At 60.4% G+C, this 18,404-nt stretch carries 19 protein-coding genes; 18 read left to right on the forward strand and 1 reads right to left on the reverse strand.

Annotation, left to right across the window (positions count from 1 at the left end):
• Window positions 1-6 precede the first annotated feature (6 nt).
• From ACKPCU_RS10370 to ACKPCU_RS10415, 10 genes are all read left to right on the forward strand, one after another.
• Window positions 7-231 carry a hypothetical protein gene (locus tag ACKPCU_RS10370; RefSeq protein ID WP_269687200.1) on the forward strand — a complete coding sequence of 75 codons (225 nt, stop codon included), beginning with the start codon at window positions 7-9 and terminating at the stop codon, window positions 229-231.
• Entirely contained in the window at window positions 231-1,703 is a 1,473-nt protein-coding gene (locus ACKPCU_RS10375) for a phage portal protein (RefSeq protein WP_321346449.1), read from the forward strand. The genes ACKPCU_RS10370 and ACKPCU_RS10375 overlap by 1 nt, the downstream gene beginning before the upstream one ends.
• Window positions 1,700-2,899 (forward strand): head maturation protease, ClpP-related, encoded by a 1,200-nt coding sequence (locus ACKPCU_RS10380; RefSeq protein ID WP_321346451.1) that lies wholly within the window; start codon window positions 1,700-1,702, stop codon window positions 2,897-2,899. Before ACKPCU_RS10375 ends, ACKPCU_RS10380 begins: the two co-directional genes overlap by 4 nt.
• On the forward strand, window positions 2,896-3,531 hold the full coding sequence (locus ACKPCU_RS10385) for a head decoration protein (protein ID WP_321346453.1): 636 nt from the start codon (window positions 2,896-2,898) through the stop codon (window positions 3,529-3,531). Before ACKPCU_RS10380 ends, ACKPCU_RS10385 begins: the two co-directional genes overlap by 4 nt.
• Before the next feature lie 78 nt (window positions 3,532-3,609).
• The gene (locus ACKPCU_RS10390) at window positions 3,610-4,608 is read left to right on the forward strand and encodes a major capsid protein (RefSeq protein WP_321346455.1); all 999 of its coding nucleotides are present in this window, start codon (window positions 3,610-3,612) and stop codon (window positions 4,606-4,608) included.
• Window positions 4,609-4,610: 2 nt separating this feature from the next.
• Entirely contained in the window at window positions 4,611-4,952 is a 342-nt protein-coding gene (locus ACKPCU_RS10395) for a hypothetical protein (protein WP_321346457.1), read from the forward strand.
• 1 nt (window position 4,953) lies between these two features.
• Window positions 4,954-5,391 carry a hypothetical protein gene (locus ACKPCU_RS10400; RefSeq protein ID WP_321346459.1) on the forward strand — a complete coding sequence of 146 codons (438 nt, stop codon included), beginning with the start codon at window positions 4,954-4,956 and terminating at the stop codon, window positions 5,389-5,391.
• Between the two features lie 12 nt (window positions 5,392-5,403).
• Entirely contained in the window at window positions 5,404-5,601 is a 198-nt protein-coding gene (locus ACKPCU_RS10405) for a hypothetical protein (RefSeq protein ID WP_321346461.1), read from the forward strand.
• Window positions 5,602-5,616: 15 nt separating this feature from the next.
• On the forward strand, window positions 5,617-6,360 hold the full coding sequence (locus ACKPCU_RS10410) for a phage tail tube protein (RefSeq protein ID WP_321346463.1): 744 nt from the start codon (window positions 5,617-5,619) through the stop codon (window positions 6,358-6,360).
• Window positions 6,361-6,409: 49 nt separating this feature from the next.
• Complete coding sequence (locus ACKPCU_RS10415; RefSeq protein ID WP_321346464.1) at window positions 6,410-6,889, forward strand: DUF4124 domain-containing protein; 480 nt, start codon at window positions 6,410-6,412, stop codon at window positions 6,887-6,889.
• 59 nt (window positions 6,890-6,948) lie between these two features.
• Here the strand turns inward: ACKPCU_RS10415 and ACKPCU_RS10420 are convergent, their stop codons facing one another.
• Window positions 6,949-7,323 carry an Arc family DNA-binding protein gene (locus ACKPCU_RS10420; RefSeq protein ID WP_321346465.1) on the reverse strand — a complete coding sequence of 125 codons (375 nt, stop codon included), beginning with the start codon at window positions 7,321-7,323 and terminating at the stop codon, window positions 6,949-6,951.
• A 66-nt stretch (window positions 7,324-7,389) separates the two neighbouring features.
• On the opposite strand from ACKPCU_RS10420, the gene ACKPCU_RS10425 reads away from it, so the two are divergent.
• The 8 genes from ACKPCU_RS10425 to ACKPCU_RS10460 all read left to right on the forward strand — a co-directional run bounded on the left by ACKPCU_RS10425 (window position 7,390) and on the right by ACKPCU_RS10460 (window position 18,388).
• Complete coding sequence (locus tag ACKPCU_RS10425) at window positions 7,390-7,539, forward strand: Arc family DNA-binding protein (RefSeq protein WP_407651744.1); 150 nt, start codon at window positions 7,390-7,392, stop codon at window positions 7,537-7,539.
• On the forward strand, window positions 7,503-7,898 hold the full coding sequence (locus ACKPCU_RS10430; RefSeq protein ID WP_321346467.1) for a hypothetical protein: 396 nt from the start codon (window positions 7,503-7,505) through the stop codon (window positions 7,896-7,898). The genes ACKPCU_RS10425 and ACKPCU_RS10430 overlap by 37 nt, the downstream gene beginning before the upstream one ends.
• The gene (locus ACKPCU_RS10435; RefSeq protein ID WP_321346469.1) at window positions 7,895-8,737 is read left to right on the forward strand and encodes a BRO-N domain-containing protein; all 843 of its coding nucleotides are present in this window, start codon (window positions 7,895-7,897) and stop codon (window positions 8,735-8,737) included. The genes ACKPCU_RS10430 and ACKPCU_RS10435 overlap by 4 nt, the downstream gene beginning before the upstream one ends.
• Window positions 8,738-8,827: 90 nt before the next feature.
• The gene (locus ACKPCU_RS10440; protein WP_321346471.1) at window positions 8,828-12,121 is read left to right on the forward strand and encodes a tape measure protein; all 3,294 of its coding nucleotides are present in this window, start codon (window positions 8,828-8,830) and stop codon (window positions 12,119-12,121) included.
• The gene (locus tag ACKPCU_RS10445; protein WP_321346473.1) at window positions 12,121-12,552 is read left to right on the forward strand and encodes a hypothetical protein; all 432 of its coding nucleotides are present in this window, start codon (window positions 12,121-12,123) and stop codon (window positions 12,550-12,552) included. Before ACKPCU_RS10440 ends, ACKPCU_RS10445 begins: the two co-directional genes overlap by 1 nt.
• Before the next feature lie 95 nt (window positions 12,553-12,647).
• Entirely contained in the window at window positions 12,648-13,529 is an 882-nt protein-coding gene (locus tag ACKPCU_RS10450) for a toll/interleukin-1 receptor domain-containing protein (protein ID WP_321346475.1), read from the forward strand.
• Between the two features lie 156 nt (window positions 13,530-13,685).
• Window positions 13,686-17,129, forward strand: coding sequence for a hypothetical protein (locus tag ACKPCU_RS10455; RefSeq protein WP_321346476.1), 3,444 nt, complete (start codon window positions 13,686-13,688; stop codon window positions 17,127-17,129).
• Window positions 17,129-18,388 carry a hypothetical protein gene (locus ACKPCU_RS10460; RefSeq protein ID WP_321346478.1) on the forward strand — a complete coding sequence of 420 codons (1,260 nt, stop codon included), beginning with the start codon at window positions 17,129-17,131 and terminating at the stop codon, window positions 18,386-18,388. Before ACKPCU_RS10455 ends, ACKPCU_RS10460 begins: the two co-directional genes overlap by 1 nt.
• The last annotated feature ends 16 nt before the right edge of the window (window positions 18,389-18,404 follow it).

Raw genomic sequence — 18,404 nt, forward strand, 5'->3', positions numbered from 1 at the left:
CAAATCATGAGCACTGCACAGCAGCGCCTGGACGGTGTTCGGGCGCAGATCGATGAAGTCCTGAAGAAAGGCCAGCGGACCCGCAAGGGCGACCGCGAGCTGCAGCGTGCCGAGCTGGCCAGCCTGCGGATGCTGGAGGCCGAGTACATCAAACAACTGTCGCGCGAAAGCGCAGGCAAGGCTGGCCGCTCACGCACAGTGCGGTTGTATCACGGGGGCAAGGGCATCTGATGAGCAGAATCCGAGTTACCCCGCAACGTATCCGCAACAGTTATGACGGCGCAGGGACTGGCCGACGCGACAAGGGCTGGGAGGCCCCAGCAGCGGCACTCAACAGCGTTGCATTGCCGGCGTTGCCGTTGCTCCGCCGTCGCAGCCGCGCAGCGGTCAGAAACGACCCATACGCACTGTCGGCCATCAGCAAGCGCGTCACCAACATCATCGGTACAGGCATCACGCCGCGCCCGCAGATCAAGGACGACGCGATTCGCTCGCTGTTGCAGGAGTGTTGGGAGGACTGGTGCGACGAAGCCGATGCGGATGAGCGCACCGACTTCTACGGTCTGCAGGCCCTGATCGGCCGAATGGTGGAAGAGGCCGGCGAGTGCTTCGTGCGCTACCGCTACCGGCGCGACAGTGATGGGTTGGCGGTGCCGTTCCAACTGCAGGTTCTGCCAGCTGAGTTTGTGCCGATTGACCGCAACTTCAAAACCCGACGCGGCAACGTAGTGCGGGCCGGTATCGAGTTTGATGCAGTCGGCAAGCGGGTTGCTTACTGGATGTATCAGCAGAACCCCGGTGACAGCGGCGCTCAAATTGCTGGCTACAACGCGCTGCATCGGATTCCGGCTGACCAGGTACTGCACGTTTACGAGCTGTTGGAGGCCGGACAGCTGCGCGGTATCCCGCGCCTGACACCTGTGCTGCTGCGGCTCAAGTCGTTGGATAACTACGACGACGCGGTGCTGTTCCGGCAGGAGGTCAGCAACCTGTTTGCCGGCTTCATTAAGAAGCCACCTTCAGAAGGCCCGCCAGAGGTGGACCCGGTAACAGGCGAGCGGATTGTCACCGCTGCTGACGGCACACCGATGGTTGCCCTTGAGCCCGGTTCAATGCAGGAGCTGCTGGAGGGCGAGGAGATTGAGTTCTCCGACCCGCCGGACGCCGGCAACACCTACGTCGACTTCATGCGGCAGCAGCTGCAGGCCGCAGCCGCCGGCGTAGAGCTGCCCTATGAGCTGCTCACTGGCGACATGAAGGACATCAGCGACCGGGTGCTGCGCATTCTGTTGAACGACTTTCGGCGCCGCATTGAGCAGCTGCAATTTTCGGTCTATGTGCACCAGCTTTGCCGCCCAGTGCGTATTGCCTGGCTGGACACGGCATACCTATCCGGCGCGCTTGATCTGCCGGAGTACCCAACGCGGTACCGGGATTATCGGCGCACACGCTGGATTCCGCAGGGCTGGGCATATCACCACCCGGTGCAGGACGTGCAAGGCAAGATCCTTGAGATCGGAGCAGGTCTGCTGAGCCGCAGTGAACATGCGCTGCGCACGGGGTATGACGCGGAAGTGATCGACAACGAGAACGCCCAAGACAACGCCCGGGCCAAGCGCCTCGGCCTCAGTTACAAAACCGACACCTCGGCTGTTCAGGACACTGGCGACGGGGGCACCACCGACGAGGAAGACAAACCATGAAGAAGCACTGGCAGCACATCATCGCCATGGCAATGGCCGCTGCGGCTTTGTTGCCGTGGCGCATCATGAACAAGGGGTCCGGCACTCGCAGCTCGGACGGCGGTTGGTACCGGATCAACAACGCTGGCACAGAAGATGCCAGCCAGCCGCTGGAGATCGAGATCTACGGCGAGATCGGAGATTGGGGCAAATCGGCTGAGCAGTTCCTGGCTGAACTGAAAAACGCCGACGATGGCCAGCGCCCCATCGTAATCGCCATCAACAGCATCGGTGGGGAGGTGGGCGACGGGTTCGCTATCCATAACGCTCTGCAACGTCTCGGCGAACGGGTCACTGCCCGCATTGACGGCTTCGCTCTGAGTTCTGCTGGCATCGTGGCCATGGGTGCCCACCGGGTGCAGATGCATGACAACGCCATGCTGATGATGCACAACCCTTGGACCTGGGCCGCTGGCGACAGCGAGGAGTTTCGCAAGATCGCCGACATCATGGATCAGATGGTGGAGGGCATCGTCGCCAGTTTTCAGCATCGCCAGTTGAGTATCGACGAAGCCGAGTTGCGACGCATGATCAATGCCGAGACTTGGCTCACCGCCAGCGAAGCCAAGGACATGGGGTTTGTCGATGAGGTGCTCACCGGTGCCGGCAGCGTCAGCAACACCACCAGCCTGCGCATCCTCAATCGTTACCGCAATATGCCCGACTCGGTACGTGCGCAGGTTGAGAAGGAACCGGAGCAGCCTGCTGATCCGGATGTGCCGCCGACGGATGAGCCAGCCACTGCTGAGCCGCAGAACAGCAACGATCCGGAAAAGGCCGCGCTGGCCGCACTGGCCGTTGCCGAGTGCAGCAAGGCAGGCATAGCTGATCACGCAGATGTGATCATTAAAGCCAGCGGCCTGAAGGATGAAGCGGCCGTCATGGCTGCGGTGAAACAGGCCAAGGATGTGAAGGCGCTTTGCGTGCTCGCCAAGCAAGCAGGCATGGCCGCTGATCTGATCAAAGCCAGCGCCACGGTCGATGTGGCCCGCAGCAAGCTCTTCGACAAGCTGGTCGCCAACAGCGGCCAGGTTGAAATCACCAACCACCCCAAGGTGGACGATCAGCCCGCGCCCAGTGCGAAGGCGGTCGATCCTGGCGCCGTGTATGCCAAGCGGCGTAATCAGCAAACTGCCTCGAAAGGAGCGCAAGCATGAGCATTAAAACCGAAGGCGTGCACGCCGGTGAATTCCTCCTTTCGGAGGCCAACGGTGCGCGTAGCCGAGAAAACATTGTGATCGTCAAAGGTGCCGGTCAACTGGCTGCTGGCACCTTGTTGGCCATGATCACCGCCGCCAACGCTATGGTGCCAACGGCTGCAGGGGGTAACACCGGCAACGGCACCATCGGCAGCATCGCCATCAGCAGTGACGCGGTGTCTGGCACTTACCTGCTGACCATCACTGAAGCTGCGGCCAACGGTGGAACCTTCGAGGTCACCGCATCGAATGGCACGGTGGTCGGTACCGGTGAGGTGGGCGAGGCGTTTGAGGCCGCAGGCCTTGGTTTCACTCTGGCTGATGGCAGCACCGATTTTGTCGAGGGCGACGCTTTCACGCTGGAGGTGACGGCCAACCTGGGTGAGTACGTGGCGTACGACGATGACGGCACCGACGATGGTCGCCGCACTGCCTCTGCCATTCTGTATGGCCCGGTGGACGCCACCGATGTGGATGCCATGGCAGTCGGCGTAGTGCGCGACGCGGAAGTCACCGAGCGGCTGTTGACTGGCTTAGATGCAAGCGGGCGCACGGATCTCGCAGCGCTTGGCATCGTCATCCGCCCCTGACCCAAGCCAGCAGAGCTGATCTGACTGTTCACCCCTCAACCCCGCTATCGCGGGGTTTTTTATTGCAAGGAGCCCACCATGGCTGAGATTTCCCTTTTTGAAGATGAAGCCTTCGGCGTAATGGCGCTGTTGGCTGTCATCAATGACACTCCGCAGGTTGCCGGCCAGATCGGTGCCTCGGGCCTGTTCTCTGAACAGGGCGTCAACTCCACTGTTGTCCAGATCGAAAAGGACGGCACCACTCTGGCACTCGTACCTGCCGGTGAACGCGGCAGCGTCGGTCTGACAGTGCTTGCCGACAAGCGCAATCTGATCCCGTTCAACACCGTGCACCTGCCGCAGACCTTTAAGGTGCTCGCTGATGAGATCCAGGGTATTCGCGCGGTGGGTAGCACCACCGAGCTGCAGCAGGCGCAGCGTGTTATTGAGCGTCGTCTTAACAAGGCGCAGATGAGCCTGGACGTTACTCATGAGTACCAGCGCGTTGGCGCTATCAATGGTCTGGTGCTGGATGCCGATGGCAAGACGCCTTTGCTGGATATCTTCCAGCGCTTTGGCCTGACCCGTCCCAAGGCGTTCTCTTTTGAGTTGGGCAATCCCGACACGGATGTCAGCGCTAAATGTGTTGAGGTGCTGGATGTTCAGGAGGATGCATTGGGCGCGCTCACTGGCACCGGCGCTCACGCCTGGTGTGGTAAGACCTTCTGGAACAACCTGATCTCCCACAAGAACGTGCGCGAGACCTATCTGGCCAGCGAGGCTGCCAGCGCTCTGCGTGGGGATCGTCGCAAGGCCTTCGAGTTTGGCGGCATTCTCTGGGAGCGCTATCGCGGCCAGCTGGGCGGCAAGCCCTTCGTGGCTGACAACGAGGCCCGTCTGGTGCCGGAAGGTGTGCCGGATCTGTGCATCAGCGCCTTTGCCCCGGCTGACTATATGGAAACGGTCAATACCGAGGGCCTGCCGTACTACGCCAAGCTGGAGCGCATGCCTTTTGATAAGGGTATCGCGGGCGAGGCGCAGTCCAACCCGCTGCACCTGTGCACCAAGCCGCTGGCGGTGCGCACGCTGACCATCTGACCGTGGCCAGCTTCGCTGATCTGGCAGGCGACATGGACGCCACCCTGCTGGACTCGCTCAAGGATGGGCGCGTCGACTTCCTCACCGCATCCGGTTCGGTTGCGGTTGAGGGGATCGATGCCATCGTCGAGCAGGACGTCGAGCGCATCAACGACCTGTCCGGTGCTGTTGATCGCGTGATCACCATCTGCGTGCTGAAAGGCGCGCTGGGCAGCTACGACCGCAAGGGCGCATTCCGCAGCAATGCGGGCGAGCCGGTCAAGCTGATCGCCGGCAAAACCATGCACCTGGACGGCATTGAGTCTGATGACGGTTCCCTGATCACCTTCTACGTGAGGCCCTGATATGCCTGCTGACGTACAGAGCCTGCTGCTTGCAGAGCTGGAACAGCGGTTGGCGGCGGTGCCCGACTTTGGCTCGCTGGTGTTTGAAGACAGCGTGCTGCGGGTGCTGGATGAGGCCGATCCCGCGCTGCCGGACAGCTTCATCATCCTGCAGCCAGGCGACACGCAGGAGTTGCAGCGCGTCGGCGACGCCGGTGTGCGCGAGCAAACCACGGTAAGCGTGACCTTGGTCACCAAGCTGCGGGCTTTCGCGCCGGCGATGCGGGCTGGGCGGCTTGCAGTGAAAGTCGCGCTGGCAGGGCAGAAGGCAGGGCTGACTGTTCAGGGTGTGCAACAGGTTGCCATGCCCAGCGAGTCCTCGTTGCCGCCAGCGCCCGGTCGTCAGTGGGCCGCCCACGTCATGCAGCTGCAAATCAACTACCAACAACCCCTCAAATAACCGGAGGCAATCATGCCGAAGCACAACGTCACCGCACCATTCAATTGGAATGCGGGCGGCAAGGTCGTGGCCTATCCAAAGGGCGAGCAGAATCTGCCGCCGGATGTGGCCGCCCACGCCATCAAAAACGGGTTTGTTGCCAAGCCCACCGAAGCAACCGCCAAACAGCCGGCCACGCCTGAGAAGGCCGAGCCAGCCGCCAAGGCCTAACGGGAGGACCTCCTCATGGCACAAGTAGATCGTTCGTTTATCGGTGAGGGCATTGCGTACGCCCGCGCCTATCAGAGCCAGGATGCACTGCTGGATATCGGCAACTGCGATGTCTTCAACATCTCCTACCAGACCAACCGCATTGCCCTGCCGAACTATCGTGGCGGTGGCGGCAACCGTAACGTCCGTGATCGCGTGACGGACGTGAACACCACCCTCGGCCTGTGGGATCTCACGCCTGAGAACATCGCGCGTGCCACCCGGGCGACGGTGACCGAGGTCGACACCACCCCCATTCCGGATGAAGCCCTGGCCTGCGCCGGTGTGCTGGGTGAGCTGATTCCGTTCAAGCACCTGCCGGACCTCACGGTTGCCCCGGTGCTGAAAACGGCGTCAGACACTGCACTGGTTGCCGGTACCGACTACCTGCTGAACCAGCACGGCATCATCGTGTTGAGCACAACCAACATCACCAGCGCCGGCGTCAAAGCCAGCTACACCCCGCGCGGTGCCAGCGTCATTCAGATGCTGACGGCGCCTGCGGTCGAGCTGGAGATTTACATTGCTGGCCTGAACGACGCTCAGTCGGGCGAGCCCTACAGCCTGCGCGTGCATCGCGTGAAGCTGGGCCTTGTCAGCCAGATGCAAGCCTTCGGTCAGGAATACCTGAAGCTGGAGATCCCGGGCGAAGCGCTGGCCGACGACCGCATTACCGGTACCGGCATCAGCAAGTTCTGCCAGATGGATATGGCGGCTTGATGGTGTGAGTGATGTGCTAAGGTGCCCTCAGTTGAAAGGAGGGCACCTTATGGCTGCAAGGATGGCATGTGTAGTTGTTGGACTGGCTGCATTGGCGCTGCACGCGCCGGGGTATGCGCAGGTTTACAGGTGTGTGGGTGCTGACGGCAGCACGGTGTTTAGCCAGCAGGCCTGCCCGGACGGCTCTGGCGGTGATCCTGTTGACGCAAGAAACGACCCGCCAAGCGGGAATTCGGATTACATTCCTTGGGGCGACGTTGGAGTGCTGCCCGAGAGGAGTTCGAGTGGGGGCTCTCGCATCAATGTGGTCGGTGCTGGCTACCAGTGCAGCGACCTGAGTGACCGAGAGATTCGCACGGCAATCGTGCAAGAGAGGGCGCTGATCGGCATGAACACCGAACAGCTTCGTAAAGCGCTTGGTGCGCCTTTACGGATAAATGGCGGCTCTCATGGCAATGACCAGTGGGTATACCCTGGGCGTCTTTATATTTATGTCGACAAACTTGGGTGTGTTGTCTCTTGGAATTAGCCTTCGCCGCGATTATAGACCCTGCTTATGGCAGGGTTTTTTATTCGCGGGTTAAACCGCTATTCCGTAATGATCGAGGACGTTATTTCCTCGACTCGCTGCTCAAGATCGCCGAGGTTCGCAAGGCGGTTTCGGAGTGAATTGAAAAGCTCCTCAGCCGCTTCTGCTGTTTCTGGCGTTTGCGTGTCGACCTTGGTGAGCAAGTTCATCATGCCAACGGTTAGGCTCGCTTCAGAAAGCATCGCTTTGAGCTCCTGAACGGCTAGCTTGTTTTGTATTTTCTTGAGCTGTTCGTCGGGGTTGTCGAAGCTTTGTTGCAGTCGCAATACCAACTCAGCATTGACCGATGATCCGCTTTTGTCGGCAGCTTCCTTGAGCTTCTCATACAGCTCGTATGGAAGCCGGAATTGAGATCTGTAAATTTCTTCTTTCATGTCACTAATCTTGACACTATCCGTTAAGTGGTTATAGTGACAGCTGTGTCACTCAAAGGGGGCAGCATGAAATACAGGACGCAGATACGCCTTCCTCATGATGTTGCCGCTTGGCTCAAGGCAAAGGCAAAACATAGTGGAAGATCAATGAACGCACAATTGGTAAGGGAGTTGGAGCGATGCCAGACGCTGGACGAAAGCAAGCAGGCGGCATAAAAGAGAAAGCCCCCGACGCGGCAACGTCAGGGGCTTTAGATAATGTAATCAACTTAGGGATCGATCACATGGCGAACGCTAACAGACAATCGCTTGCACCGCAAGCAGACGAGACATTCTGTATCTCCCCGGAAGAGGCGCTCAATGTGCGGGGTATCACCAGTCTGGACCAGATCAACGACCCGCTTCACTGCGTGGCATCGCGCCTAGAGGCAATGGCTACGCTGCTGTTTGTGGCGGTGGAGGATGGCAGTGTGGTGCAGAAACACATGCTGGACAGTGTGTGGCTGCTGCAAAGCCAGGTAGAGATACTCATCAAGCTTTTGGGCAAACCAGCAGAACGGGGGCAAGCGGCATGAGCAACGTGATTCCGTTTAGGTTTGATGTCCGCGAAGTGCGCACCCTGCTGATTGATGATCAGCCATGGTTCTTCGCCGTTGATGTCTGCGCGGCGCTTTTGCTGAGCGACACCAATAAGGCCTTGCTTGGATTGGATAGCGACGAAAAATGTGAACACGAAGAGTATTCGGGTTCGGGTCGCAAGCCGATCTTGATCAATGAGTCAGGGCTCTACAGCCTGATCCTTCGCAGCCGTAAGGCTGAGGCGAAGCGCTTCAAAAAGTGGGTGACGGCAGAGGTGCTCCCCAGCATCCGCAAAACCGGCGCCTACCATGTTGCTGCCAACGGCGAGTTCACCCAGGGCGCGATCCGGGAGTTTCAGAGCAGTCGAGCTGAGATTCTTGAGGGAATCGTCAAGGTCAACGCCAGCATGATGGCGCTTGGCTCGGCATACGGGCTGCAGGGCAACCAGCTGTTGCTTTACACCAACAAGGCGGTAGAGAAGCAAACCGGGGTTGCACCAATGGCGCTGCTTGGTATCACCGGGCTGGTCAATCAGGAGCAGGAGCTGCACTACACGGCCACCGAGCTGGGTAAGAAGCACGGCATGAGCGCCAATGCCATGAATAAGTTGCTGGCTCAGGTTGGCTTGCAGCGCCGCTTTGAATACGCCAAAGGCAAGCACCGTTGGGAGTTGACGCCAGAGGGGCGCAAGCACGGTGTGATTCTGGACACCGCCAAGCGGCACTCAGACGGTACGCCAGTGCAGCAGATACGCTGGCGTGAATCGGTATTGCAGGTGCTGCAGGGCTTGGCCCGGCAGCTGCAAGCCACCCTGCCCGTAGTTGCACGCGGGTAGAGCAGAGCCTCTAGCAGGCCATCCCAGAGCTACCAGATAGCCTTTTTATACCCCGCTCAATGCGGGGTTTTTTATGTCCGGAGAAAACCCATGGCTGGCATCAAAGACCGCCTGATTCAGTTCATCTTGCGCGGCAAGGATGATCTGTCGCCCGAGGCCCGCAAAGCGGCCAAGGCGCTGGAGGATGTGCAGTCACAGAGCCAGAGCCTGCGTGACGAGTTTGACCGGGCAAAGTCCGCCCGTGGCTTGGCTGAGAGCCTGAAGCAAACCCAGCGCGCTGCCGAGCAGGCAGAGCAGGCGCTGGTGCAGAATGACCTGCAGGTGCGGGAGCTGCGTGAGGCGCTGAACCAATCCCCGGGCGCTGCGGGTCTGGCACAGTCTCTCAAAGAAGCCGAGCGCGAAGGCCGCAAGCTGTCCAAGCAAGTGGCCGCACTGAACGCCAGCCTGAGCGATCAGGAGGCCGCCGCCCGTGATGCGGGTATTGATACGGCAGACTTGGCCAACGAAGAGAAGCGGCTAGCCGCCGAGCTGGCCAAGGCCAAGGCGGCAGTAGGTGACAACACCGATGAGGTGCGGCGCCTGGAAGCCGAGTTGCGGCGAGTGTCGCGGGCGTCATCCGAGTATCGCTCGCGCGTTGATGCCGCCCGTGCGGCTATGTCCTCCGGTGCCAGGCAGGTGCTGGCCTTTGCTGCGGCCTATATCTCGCTGAATGCCGCGTTTGGCCTGGTACAGAAAGGCCTGAATCTGGTGCGCGATGGCATCTTCAAGATGCTTGAAACAGGCGATAAGTTTGAAGGAATGCGGACCCAGCTTGAGGCACTAATGGGGTCTGTTGAAGGTGGTGAGCGGGCGACGGAGTGGATCACGCGGTTTGCAAAGGACACGCCGCTCCAGCTGCAGGACGTAACCGAAGCGTTCACGCTGCTCAAGGCTTATGGCCTTGACCCCATGGATGGCACTCTGCAGGCAGTTACTGACCAGTCGCAGAAGCTTGGTGGCGGCCTGGAAAAGCTGACCGGCATCTCGTCGGCTCTCGGCCAAGCCTGGGCCAAGCAGAAGCTGCAGACTGAGGAGATCCTGCAGCTAGTCGAGCGCGGCGTGCCTGCGTGGGAAATGCTTGCGAAAGTCACCGGCCAGACGGCTGCTAAGGTCGAAGAGCTGGCCAGCAAGGGCAAGCTTGGCCGTGATGTTATCCGGCAGTTGATCGAAGAGATCGGTCGCGACGCGGAGGGTGCTGCAGCTGCGAACATGACGCGGCTGGTAGGTATCGTGAGCAACCTGCGCGATGTGTTTGATGGCTTCCTAAACCGCATTGGCGAAAGCGGCGCGCTCGATTACGTCAAGCAGCAGCTTTTGGGCGTGGCCGACGCCATCGACCAGATGGATCGTGACGGCAAGCTGGATCAGTTGGCGACCACGCTGTCTGATGCTTTCATCGAGGCGTCGGAGTGGGTTAAGCGCTTCATCGGTGACATTGCCGACTTCGACCTCAGCGAGCTGAGCGACAAGGCAGGCGCCTGGCTGAGCGATCTGGGTGCCAAGCTGGACGATGCCCGCATGCGGGTGCAGCTGTTTGTGGCCCCCTTCACCACCCTGTTTCAGGGGCTGGTGGCTGGCTTCGCGGCAATCGGCCTTGCAGCCGTGACACTGGCGAAGAACATCGCTGACCCGTTTCTGGCAGCAGGGGAGGCCATTGCTGACGCCTTCAATCTGGATTCCCTGAAAGAGAGGATCACCAACGCCCGCGGCGAGATCACAATGCTGCAGGGCGCGCTGGTCAATCAGATCGAGCAGTCCGGCGAAAGCATTCGCAATGCTTGGGATGTGACCACCCGGCATCAGGTGCAGGGCGCGCGGGACGTAACCCAGGCGGTCAAAAGCGAGACTGACCAACAGCGGATGATGCATCAGGCGCTCGCTGATGAAATGGTCATCGCCCAGCAGGTCATGGCAAACGCCGCCATTGATGCTGCAGTTACTGGCACTAAGGCCATTGCGGACTTTGCCGAAGCCCAAAAGCTGATCGACACCGCTACCACTGTTGAGCAGCTGCAAGGCCTGCGCGCGGCCATGCTGAGTGCATACCAAGACGGTGCCATCACCCAGCAGGAATACGCCGCCGGGCTCGGCATTGTTGCCGATAAGCTGGACGAAGTAGGGGGCGAAGCCGAGAAAACGGCAAAGTCCCTCTCTGATCTGATCGACGAGCTGGAAGACTTCGCCGGCGCACAGAAGGCCATCAGCAACGCCAAGACTGACGTTGATATCAGCAAACTGCGCACAGCCATCAGCAAGTTGTATGAGGATGGCAAGCTCTCGGTTGATCAGTACAACAAGGCCATCAAGGATCTGGAAAAGCAGCAGCAGCGGCTGACCAAATCCACCGGCACTCAGGCAGACGCCCAGTCTAATCTGGAGCGTCAACTGCAGGCGGTGACCGATGCGCTGGCCGAGCAGGCAGCAGCTGAGCAGGCTGCTGCAGATGCGCGGGCAGAGCAGCAAGCGGTGTTCCGTGATGCGTTCAGCACCTTCTTTGATGAGGTGATGACCGCTGCCCGCGCGCCGCTGGCCGAGCTGAGCGAGAAGGCGCTGGAAGCGTTCGATGCGCTCAAGGGCATCAGCAACGTTGATATCGACCTGGACACCAGCAGCATTGACGGCACGGCGGCATCGCTGAACATCGTCAACGACCAGTTGGCCGATATTCAGGACAACCTGAACGATCGCTTCCGTAGCCCGTTCGCGCGCTGGGCAGATGAGACGCTTGCGGCCAGCCGTCTAATCCAGCGGCAGTTTCTGGACCAGAAGCAAACCGTCCAGGCGCTGATGCAGGAGTATGAAGCCGGCGGCAATGACCTGAAGGACTTTGCGGCGAAGGCCAAGCAAGCCCGGCAGGAGCTGGAGCTGCTGGAAGACTCCGATCTGCAGCAGCTGGACGCCGCGATTGCCGGTGCCCAGCAGCGCATGCAGGAGCTGGGCAACAGCAGCCGTGCAACGCTGGACAGCCTGCGCGATGAGCTGGACCGCCTGCAGGGCAACACCGAAGCCATTGAGCGCCGCCGGTTGGAAAGCCGGCAGCGTGAGCTGCAGGCGCAAATGGCTGAGGCGCAGGCCGCTGGCAATGAAGAGGCGGTGCGCAACATTGCCGAGGCCATGACCCTGCTGCAGTCCATTACGGATGAAACGCGCCGGGCGAACCGCAACGCCGCAGGCCCAGCAACCGCTCCGACAGCGGCAGCAGCGCCCGAGGCGGCAGCGGCCACCCCCAGCAAGATCATCAGGCTGGAGACGGCGCGCGGTAGCTCGGTGGATGTGAGCGTTGCGTCAGGGCAGGAAGATGCGCTGCTGGGGATTCTTGAGCAAGCCGGATTGAGGAGTGTGTGATGCCATTAACCCTTGGCGCTGTGGATCTGGCTGATGACCCGGATTTGGCCGGCGACCAGCTGGAGTGGGTAGATGAGTTTGAGTGGGACGCCATTACCCAGAGCCAGGAGCGCAGCTTGTCCGGTGCGTTTCTGGTTCAGGAAGGCGTCAAGCTGTACGGGCGCCCGATCACCCTGCAGAGCAACGGAGGAGCGTGGTTCACGCTGGCCACCGTGCGGGCGCTGGAAGCACTACGCGACCAGCCCAGCGCCCAGATGCTGCTGGTGCTGCCGCGCGGCGATCAGCATTGGGTCACCTGGAACAGGGCAGATGGCCCGCCGCTTGCCGCCAAGCAAGTCGAGCGCTCGCAGGAAATGGCTGACACCGTGTACGAGCTGACCCTGCGGCTGATCACTGTAGCGCCGCCGCTAGACCCGGATCTTAAAGCGTGAAGGCTGCCTAGACAGCAACCGTTAACTTCGGTGGTGGTGTTGGCTGCGGGAGCTGTGCAATCATCGAGCTTTCTTCACTTGTCCAAGGGATTGAGATGAAAGTATTCATTAGCTGGTCTGGCCAGCCGAGTCAGGCGGTTGCTGAGCTGCTGAAAGGGTGGATTAAGTGCACACTTCAATCATCCGAGCCATGGATCTCTACGCATGACATTGATCGTGGTGCTGCATGGTTCGCGGAGATATCAGGCCGACTCCAAGAGGCGTCTATCGGTATAATTTGTCTCACGAAAAGCAATAAAGAGAAGCCTTGGATTCTTTTTGAGGCAGGTGCGCTGGCCAAAGGGCTTACCACAAACCGAGTGTGTCCTGTATTAATCGATCTAGAAGCTTCTGACATCGAGGGGCCCCTAGCGCAGTTCAACCATACCAGTCTAGATAAAGTCGGAATGTGGAGTTTGCTGTCTACTCTGAATGGATGCCTAGGTGACCAGAAGCTTGACCAGGCTATCTTGGAAAAGGTTTTCCAAGTTTATTGGCCCAGTTTTGAGGCTGAGCTACGCCAGGCATTGGCAGACAATCCAGTCGCAGATCCTTCGCCACCTAGAACTGAGGACAGCATGCTGAGCGAAATATTGATGCTGACTAGAGGGTTGTCGAAGCGGGTGGCTGATCTTGAGTCTAACAGCTTCAGGGGTAACTCCACGCGAACAATGTCGGCAACGTCAGATATTAATCTGGACCAGTCATTTAAAGCGTCAGAAGCGAGTGAGATCGGTGCGGCTATTCGTGATGGAATTATTACTGAGGATCAAGCTCTTGAGATGCTCGTTAGTAGGGGACTCTACGCAAAAGACGCACTGAAATTCTTGGAAAAGTGTAAGGGCGTCTACCTGTCGTCGGAATGGCGTAAAGGGAGTGAGCCCACCCACGCGGCATTCGAAAATCATAAACTGTCACCGTCAACTCGGAACAAGTAGCTGTTAAGCAAGTAAATCAAGAATTTTTTAACCCTGCCCCGGCAGGGTTTTTTTATGCCCGGAGAAAAGCATGACCATCACCGTCGATGACGTGAAAATCCTGAAGTCCCAACGCCTGACCGACGCGCCACTGGCGATGCTGTGGTGGATGGTGAGGTGAACAACCTGTTCCCCGATATCAGCCGGCTGGATCGCACCCTCGGCCGCATCGCGCTGCGCAAGGTGTTTGCCGGTGTGCTGACCGAGAATGCCGATGCCTATCTGGGCGCGCACTCTATCGTCACCAAAGCCCCGGCTGACCCGCGTGTCGCGGTGCTGCTGTTCAATTCCAACAGCCAGACCGATGAACGCTCTGACGCCCGTTCTGTGATCGAGGGCTATGTAGTGCCGTCGACCGTCGCGCAGTTTGAGCTGCTGGGCGACCAGTACGCCGGCCAGCGCGCAATCACCGGCATTCAGCGGCAAGAGGCCCGCGTGCCAGAAGTGGGCGACGTGTTCCAGCTGTCCAACGGCTCCAGCACGCAATACATCCGTGTGCAGGCGTTGGAAGCCTCGCTTGAGGAGTTTGTTTACGACTACGGCAACGGCAACTTTGTGAACTTCACCCGCCGCCGTCTCTCGATCACCATCACTGCGCCGCTGCTGGTCAAGTTCCCTGGCGGCCAGGCCGTGCCCGGCGGCACCACGCCCAGCAACCTGGCCAACGAACCGAAGAGCGTGGTGCTGGCCACGCAGGTTGCAGACTCGGCCCGCTATTACGGCATCAGCCCCCTCGCTGCCGCGATCACCGCTGGCGATATGACCGTCAACGTGGATTCCGTTTACTCGCAGCTGGTACCCAGCGCCGTGAAAGAAAGCGCGCTCACCAACCAGCTGGGCGGTGCGCGCAAGCGCTTCGTTGTCCCGGCCAGCCCAGACAGCCGCACCATCAGCCTTACGTTCACGCAGGTCGCTGCAGGCCAGAGCCGCAGTTTCATCACCCACGGCGCGGCCTTGGGCAGCCTGTCGCTCAGCATCAACGGCGGCGTGTACGCAGACGAAGGGCAGGGCGAGCTGACCTGGCGCAGTGGCACCAACAGCTTTACCCGCATCACCGTCGATTACGAAACCGGCGAGATCAACGCCTATCGAGCCAGCACCTACACTGGCGCGGCCAGCCTGACCTACCAGCCAGCCGCCGCCGTGACCGGCGAGAGCGTCACCGGCGAGATTGAGATTGTGCTGGCCACCCGAGGCTTTGCCTATACGCTCAACCTCGCAGACGCAAAGCCGCGCCCCGGCACGCTGTCGGTCAGCTTCATGGCGCTGGGCAAGTGGTATGAGCTGCAAGACCTTGGCAACGGCGAGCTGTCGGGCGAGGGGAGCGGCACTGTGGACTTTGCCACTGGCGCGGTGAGCATCAGCCTCAACGCCCTGCCAGACGTGAACACCAGCTTGATCTACAGCTACGTCGCCCAGAATGACGATAACCTGCAGACCCACACTGGTGGCGGTACTGCGCCCGAGATCCGCATTGAGCACCAGTTGCCGTATGAGGGCGTGGAGCCGGGCAGCGTTGTGGTCACCGTGCTGCAGGGCGGCGTCAGCAAGACCCTGCTCGATGCGGGCGATGGCACCCTGAGTGGTGCGGCCGGTACCGGCACCATTGCTTATCTGTCTGGGGCGGTCAGTCTCACGCTGGCCAGCACGCCGGATCAGGGCAGCAGCATTGTGTTTGATTACGACCGCGCTGGCGTGGATGTAGACACCCCGCTCACCGGCACCCCGGATGCAGGCGGCATCATCACCGGTACCATTCCCGGCGCGCCGCTGCAGCCAGGCTCGGTGCAGGTCCGCTGGCAGTCCAGCCAGACCGAGAAACTGCCCGCCAACGGCGGCAGCTTCACCGGCTCGGTGCTGGTGGACTACGAAGCCAACGACGATGGCAGCGGCAACTGGACGGGCTTCACCGGCAGCATCAACTACACCACCGGCGCATTCAGCCTCAAGGTGGAGCAGCAGTACGACTACACCGAGTACTACACCGCGTACCGCACTGAATCGAACGTGCGCCCGGTTCGGGTGCCGTATCAGGCATCCACCGTTGTGCCTCGGCAGGAAGTATTCGGCGGCACGCTCATGGTGCGCGCGCAGGCATCCGGTGCCAGTTACGCAGCCCAGACCGACAGCGTGGCAGCGCCCGGCCTGCAGTGGGATCTGCTGCCCGGTGTGAGCGACGCCATCGTGCCCGGCAGCCTGCTGCTGCAGTGGGGCGGCGAGACGTATGTGGATCGCGCCGGCATCCTGTTCAAGGGGCTGAGCACCACCACCAACGCCGGTACCGCCGTGGGCACCGTGGATTACGCCAGCGGCATCGCCACGCTGGCCAGCTACCCGGCGGGCCTGAGTGGTTCCGTCACCGTGCTGGCCTGCCTGACTGCGCGCTCTGGCTTCGGCACCACCGATGCCACCTGGCGCACACCGGGCGCGCCGCTACGGCCTGCCAGCGTGCAGGTAACGGCGGTGCGGGCAGATACGGCCCAGATCATTACGGCAACGTCTGACCTGAATGGCACCATTAACAACGGCATCATGCGCGGCACTGTAGACAGCCAGACCGGCATCGTCCGCATGCGCTTCACCACCAACCCGGATGATGAAACCGGCTCCAGCGATGTGCCGGTGATCGCAACCCTGCTGACGTACAACGCCGTTGTGCAGACCAGCTTGCCAATGTCGGCAGAGCTGCTGGGTCTGGCCCCGGTGCGTTTGCCAGCGGATGGCCGCGTGCCGGTGTACCGTGACGGCGACGTTCTGGTGATCCAGCACACCGCTGAGGCAGAGGCCACCCCGGTGGCCGGTGACACGGTGCAGCTGCCGCGCATCTATCAGGCCGCCATTGAGGTGTTCGACGCCAACGGCGTGGCCCTGCGCCCCGATCAGTACACCACTGACCGCGAGCTGGGCACGTTGACCTGGGCAGACCCGTTCACCGCCGTGGATGCCGAAGGCAACCCGCTGACCGGCCCGCTGGTGATCCGCGACCGCGTAGAACACATGACCGTGTGCACCGAGGTGCAGATTACCGGCGCGCTCGGCATCGGCTCGCCTGTGCCGTGGGATATGCCAGCGGGTGAAACGGCGGTCAGTAGCGCCGTGACCTGGGGCGACCTGCAGGCGCGGGTATTCAACTGGTTCACCCAGCAAACGTGGAACACCGGCGCACCCAACTGGACCGACACCCAGCAGGGCAATAGCACCACCGCCCAGTTCAACCTGCTGAACTACCCGGTCGAGATCACCAATATCGGCGCCATCAGCGGCAAGTGGGCAATCATTTTCACCGGCTCCACCACGTTCAATGTGGTTGAAGAGCAACTGGGTGTGATCGCCACCGGCACCACCGGCAGCGATTGTGCACCCATCAACCCTGCTACCGGCTCGCCGTACTTCGTGATTCGGGCTGCCGGCTGGGGTAGTGGTTGGGCTGCCAGCAACGCGGTGCGCTTCAACACCGATGCCTGCCTCGGGCCGATGTGGATCGTGCGAACGGTAGTAAGCGGGCAAGGCACGGTTGAAGACGACCAGTTCAAGATCCAGATTCGCGGGGATGCAGACTGATGAGTGAAGAGAATCTGTTGGCCGGTGTGCTTCAGGCGCAGGTGCGGGTGGATAGCCTGCCTGCGCCACGGCATATCGTTGCCGTTGAACGTCAAATAGATGGAACTTGGCGCATTGCCGGTAGTGGTACCAGTGATGAGTCTGGGCTCGCGGAGCTGCTGATCCAGGCACAGTACCAGTCGGATATCTACGCGCTGGCCATCGACGAGTGGGGTAGCAAGTGGGAAGCCAATATGGTGGTCGCTGTAGGCGAACTGGTGCGCCCGACGAGTTTCGTTGGCTGGCTATACCGGGTAACGCAGGCGGGAACCTTGCCGGCATCAGAGCCAGATTGGTGGAACAGTGCAGCTATTGGCCCGCAGCCAGTTGGTACTGCGATGCTGGAAGCTGTTAGGTACTATCGGCCTCTTGCGCATGGGCCTTTGGCGGTACAATACGCTGATGTGCCGTGGACCCCGATGAATCTTGCTGTGCCACCAGAGGTTTGGCTTGATTGGGAAAGCGAAATCACAGACGTGGCTGGTCGTGCCGCCGTTTGGGCAAATAACAAAGGCTCTCTTGGCGGATCTTTCGGGCAACCCGATTCCAGTGCAAGGCCTGTAATTGTCGCCTCGGATGCGTCTGTTGGCGGTAAGCGCGTTATTGCGTTCGACGGACTGAACGACACGCTGTACGCCGACAGCGGTGACGTTCTCGACTTGTTTCGTAACGTCAACAAGGCCTGGGTTTACGCCGTCTATAAGAAGCGCGGAGAAGATGCGGACCCCGCCAACCGAGCCATCTTCGTCGCACGGAATAACGCGTCAGCCTATCGCCTTGGATTGGCAGCGGGTGGTGTTCAGTCCGGTGGCCAGAACCGTCCTTCAACAGGGGGGCGTCGGCGAGACTCGGATTCCTATGATGGGGTAAACGGTAGTGTTCAGCGGCACGGCGTTTGGAGCTTTGCTGCGACTGTCGCGGACTATTCAGCGACTCGCTTGCGACTATTTGTTGATGGTGAGTTGGATACCGAAGATGCGGGCTGGTTGACGACGGGTAACACTTCCAACACTCCGTCAGGCGCGATACTCATTGGCTCAAACACTATCGGAAGTACAAGCGACTGCGCTGATGTTGATGTCGTCGCTATCTTGGCGGGCTCGTCGGATATCAGTGACGCTGATCTTGAGCGAATTGACGGCTGGGTAGCTTGGGAGCTCGGGCTCCAGTCAGCTCTCGGCGAAGGGCATCCTTACAAGGGCGCTCGCCCATATCTCTAATTCCAGCTGGTAACGA

The sequence above is a fragment of the Halopseudomonas oceani genome (assembly GCF_963677335.1).
GTDB lineage: Bacteria > Pseudomonadota > Gammaproteobacteria > Pseudomonadales > Pseudomonadaceae > Halopseudomonas > Halopseudomonas oceani.

Excerpts from the sequence above, each read along its gene's own strand:
- ACKPCU_RS10370 (WP_269687200.1), top strand. The coding sequence starts at position 7 with ATGAGCACTGCACAGCAGCGCCTGGACGGTGTTCGGGCGCAGATCGAT.
- ACKPCU_RS10375 (WP_321346449.1), top strand. The coding sequence starts at position 231 with ATGAGCAGAATCCGAGTTACCCCGCAACGTATCCGCAACAGTTATGAC.
- ACKPCU_RS10380 (WP_321346451.1), top strand. The coding sequence starts at position 1,700 with ATGAAGAAGCACTGGCAGCACATCATCGCCATGGCAATGGCCGCTGCG.
- ACKPCU_RS10385 (WP_321346453.1), top strand. The coding sequence starts at position 2,896 with ATGAGCATTAAAACCGAAGGCGTGCACGCCGGTGAATTCCTCCTTTCG.
- ACKPCU_RS10390 (WP_321346455.1), top strand. The coding sequence starts at position 3,610 with ATGGCTGAGATTTCCCTTTTTGAAGATGAAGCCTTCGGCGTAATGGCG.
- ACKPCU_RS10400 (WP_321346459.1), top strand. The coding sequence starts at position 4,954 with ATGCCTGCTGACGTACAGAGCCTGCTGCTTGCAGAGCTGGAACAGCGG.
- ACKPCU_RS10405 (WP_321346461.1), top strand. The coding sequence starts at position 5,404 with ATGCCGAAGCACAACGTCACCGCACCATTCAATTGGAATGCGGGCGGC.
- ACKPCU_RS10410 (WP_321346463.1), top strand. The coding sequence starts at position 5,617 with ATGGCACAAGTAGATCGTTCGTTTATCGGTGAGGGCATTGCGTACGCC.
- ACKPCU_RS10415 (WP_321346464.1), top strand. The coding sequence starts at position 6,410 with ATGGCTGCAAGGATGGCATGTGTAGTTGTTGGACTGGCTGCATTGGCG.
- ACKPCU_RS10420 (WP_321346465.1), bottom strand. The coding sequence starts at position 7,323 with ATGAAAGAAGAAATTTACAGATCTCAATTCCGGCTTCCATACGAGCTG.
- ACKPCU_RS10425 (WP_407651744.1), top strand. The coding sequence starts at position 7,390 with ATGAAATACAGGACGCAGATACGCCTTCCTCATGATGTTGCCGCTTGG.
- ACKPCU_RS10430 (WP_321346467.1), top strand. The coding sequence starts at position 7,503 with ATGCCAGACGCTGGACGAAAGCAAGCAGGCGGCATAAAAGAGAAAGCC.
- ACKPCU_RS10435 (WP_321346469.1), top strand. The coding sequence starts at position 7,895 with ATGAGCAACGTGATTCCGTTTAGGTTTGATGTCCGCGAAGTGCGCACC.
- ACKPCU_RS10440 (WP_321346471.1), top strand. The coding sequence starts at position 8,828 with ATGGCTGGCATCAAAGACCGCCTGATTCAGTTCATCTTGCGCGGCAAG.
- ACKPCU_RS10445 (WP_321346473.1), top strand. The coding sequence starts at position 12,121 with ATGCCATTAACCCTTGGCGCTGTGGATCTGGCTGATGACCCGGATTTG.
- ACKPCU_RS10450 (WP_321346475.1), top strand. The coding sequence starts at position 12,648 with ATGAAAGTATTCATTAGCTGGTCTGGCCAGCCGAGTCAGGCGGTTGCT.
- ACKPCU_RS10460 (WP_321346478.1), top strand. The coding sequence starts at position 17,129 with ATGAGTGAAGAGAATCTGTTGGCCGGTGTGCTTCAGGCGCAGGTGCGG.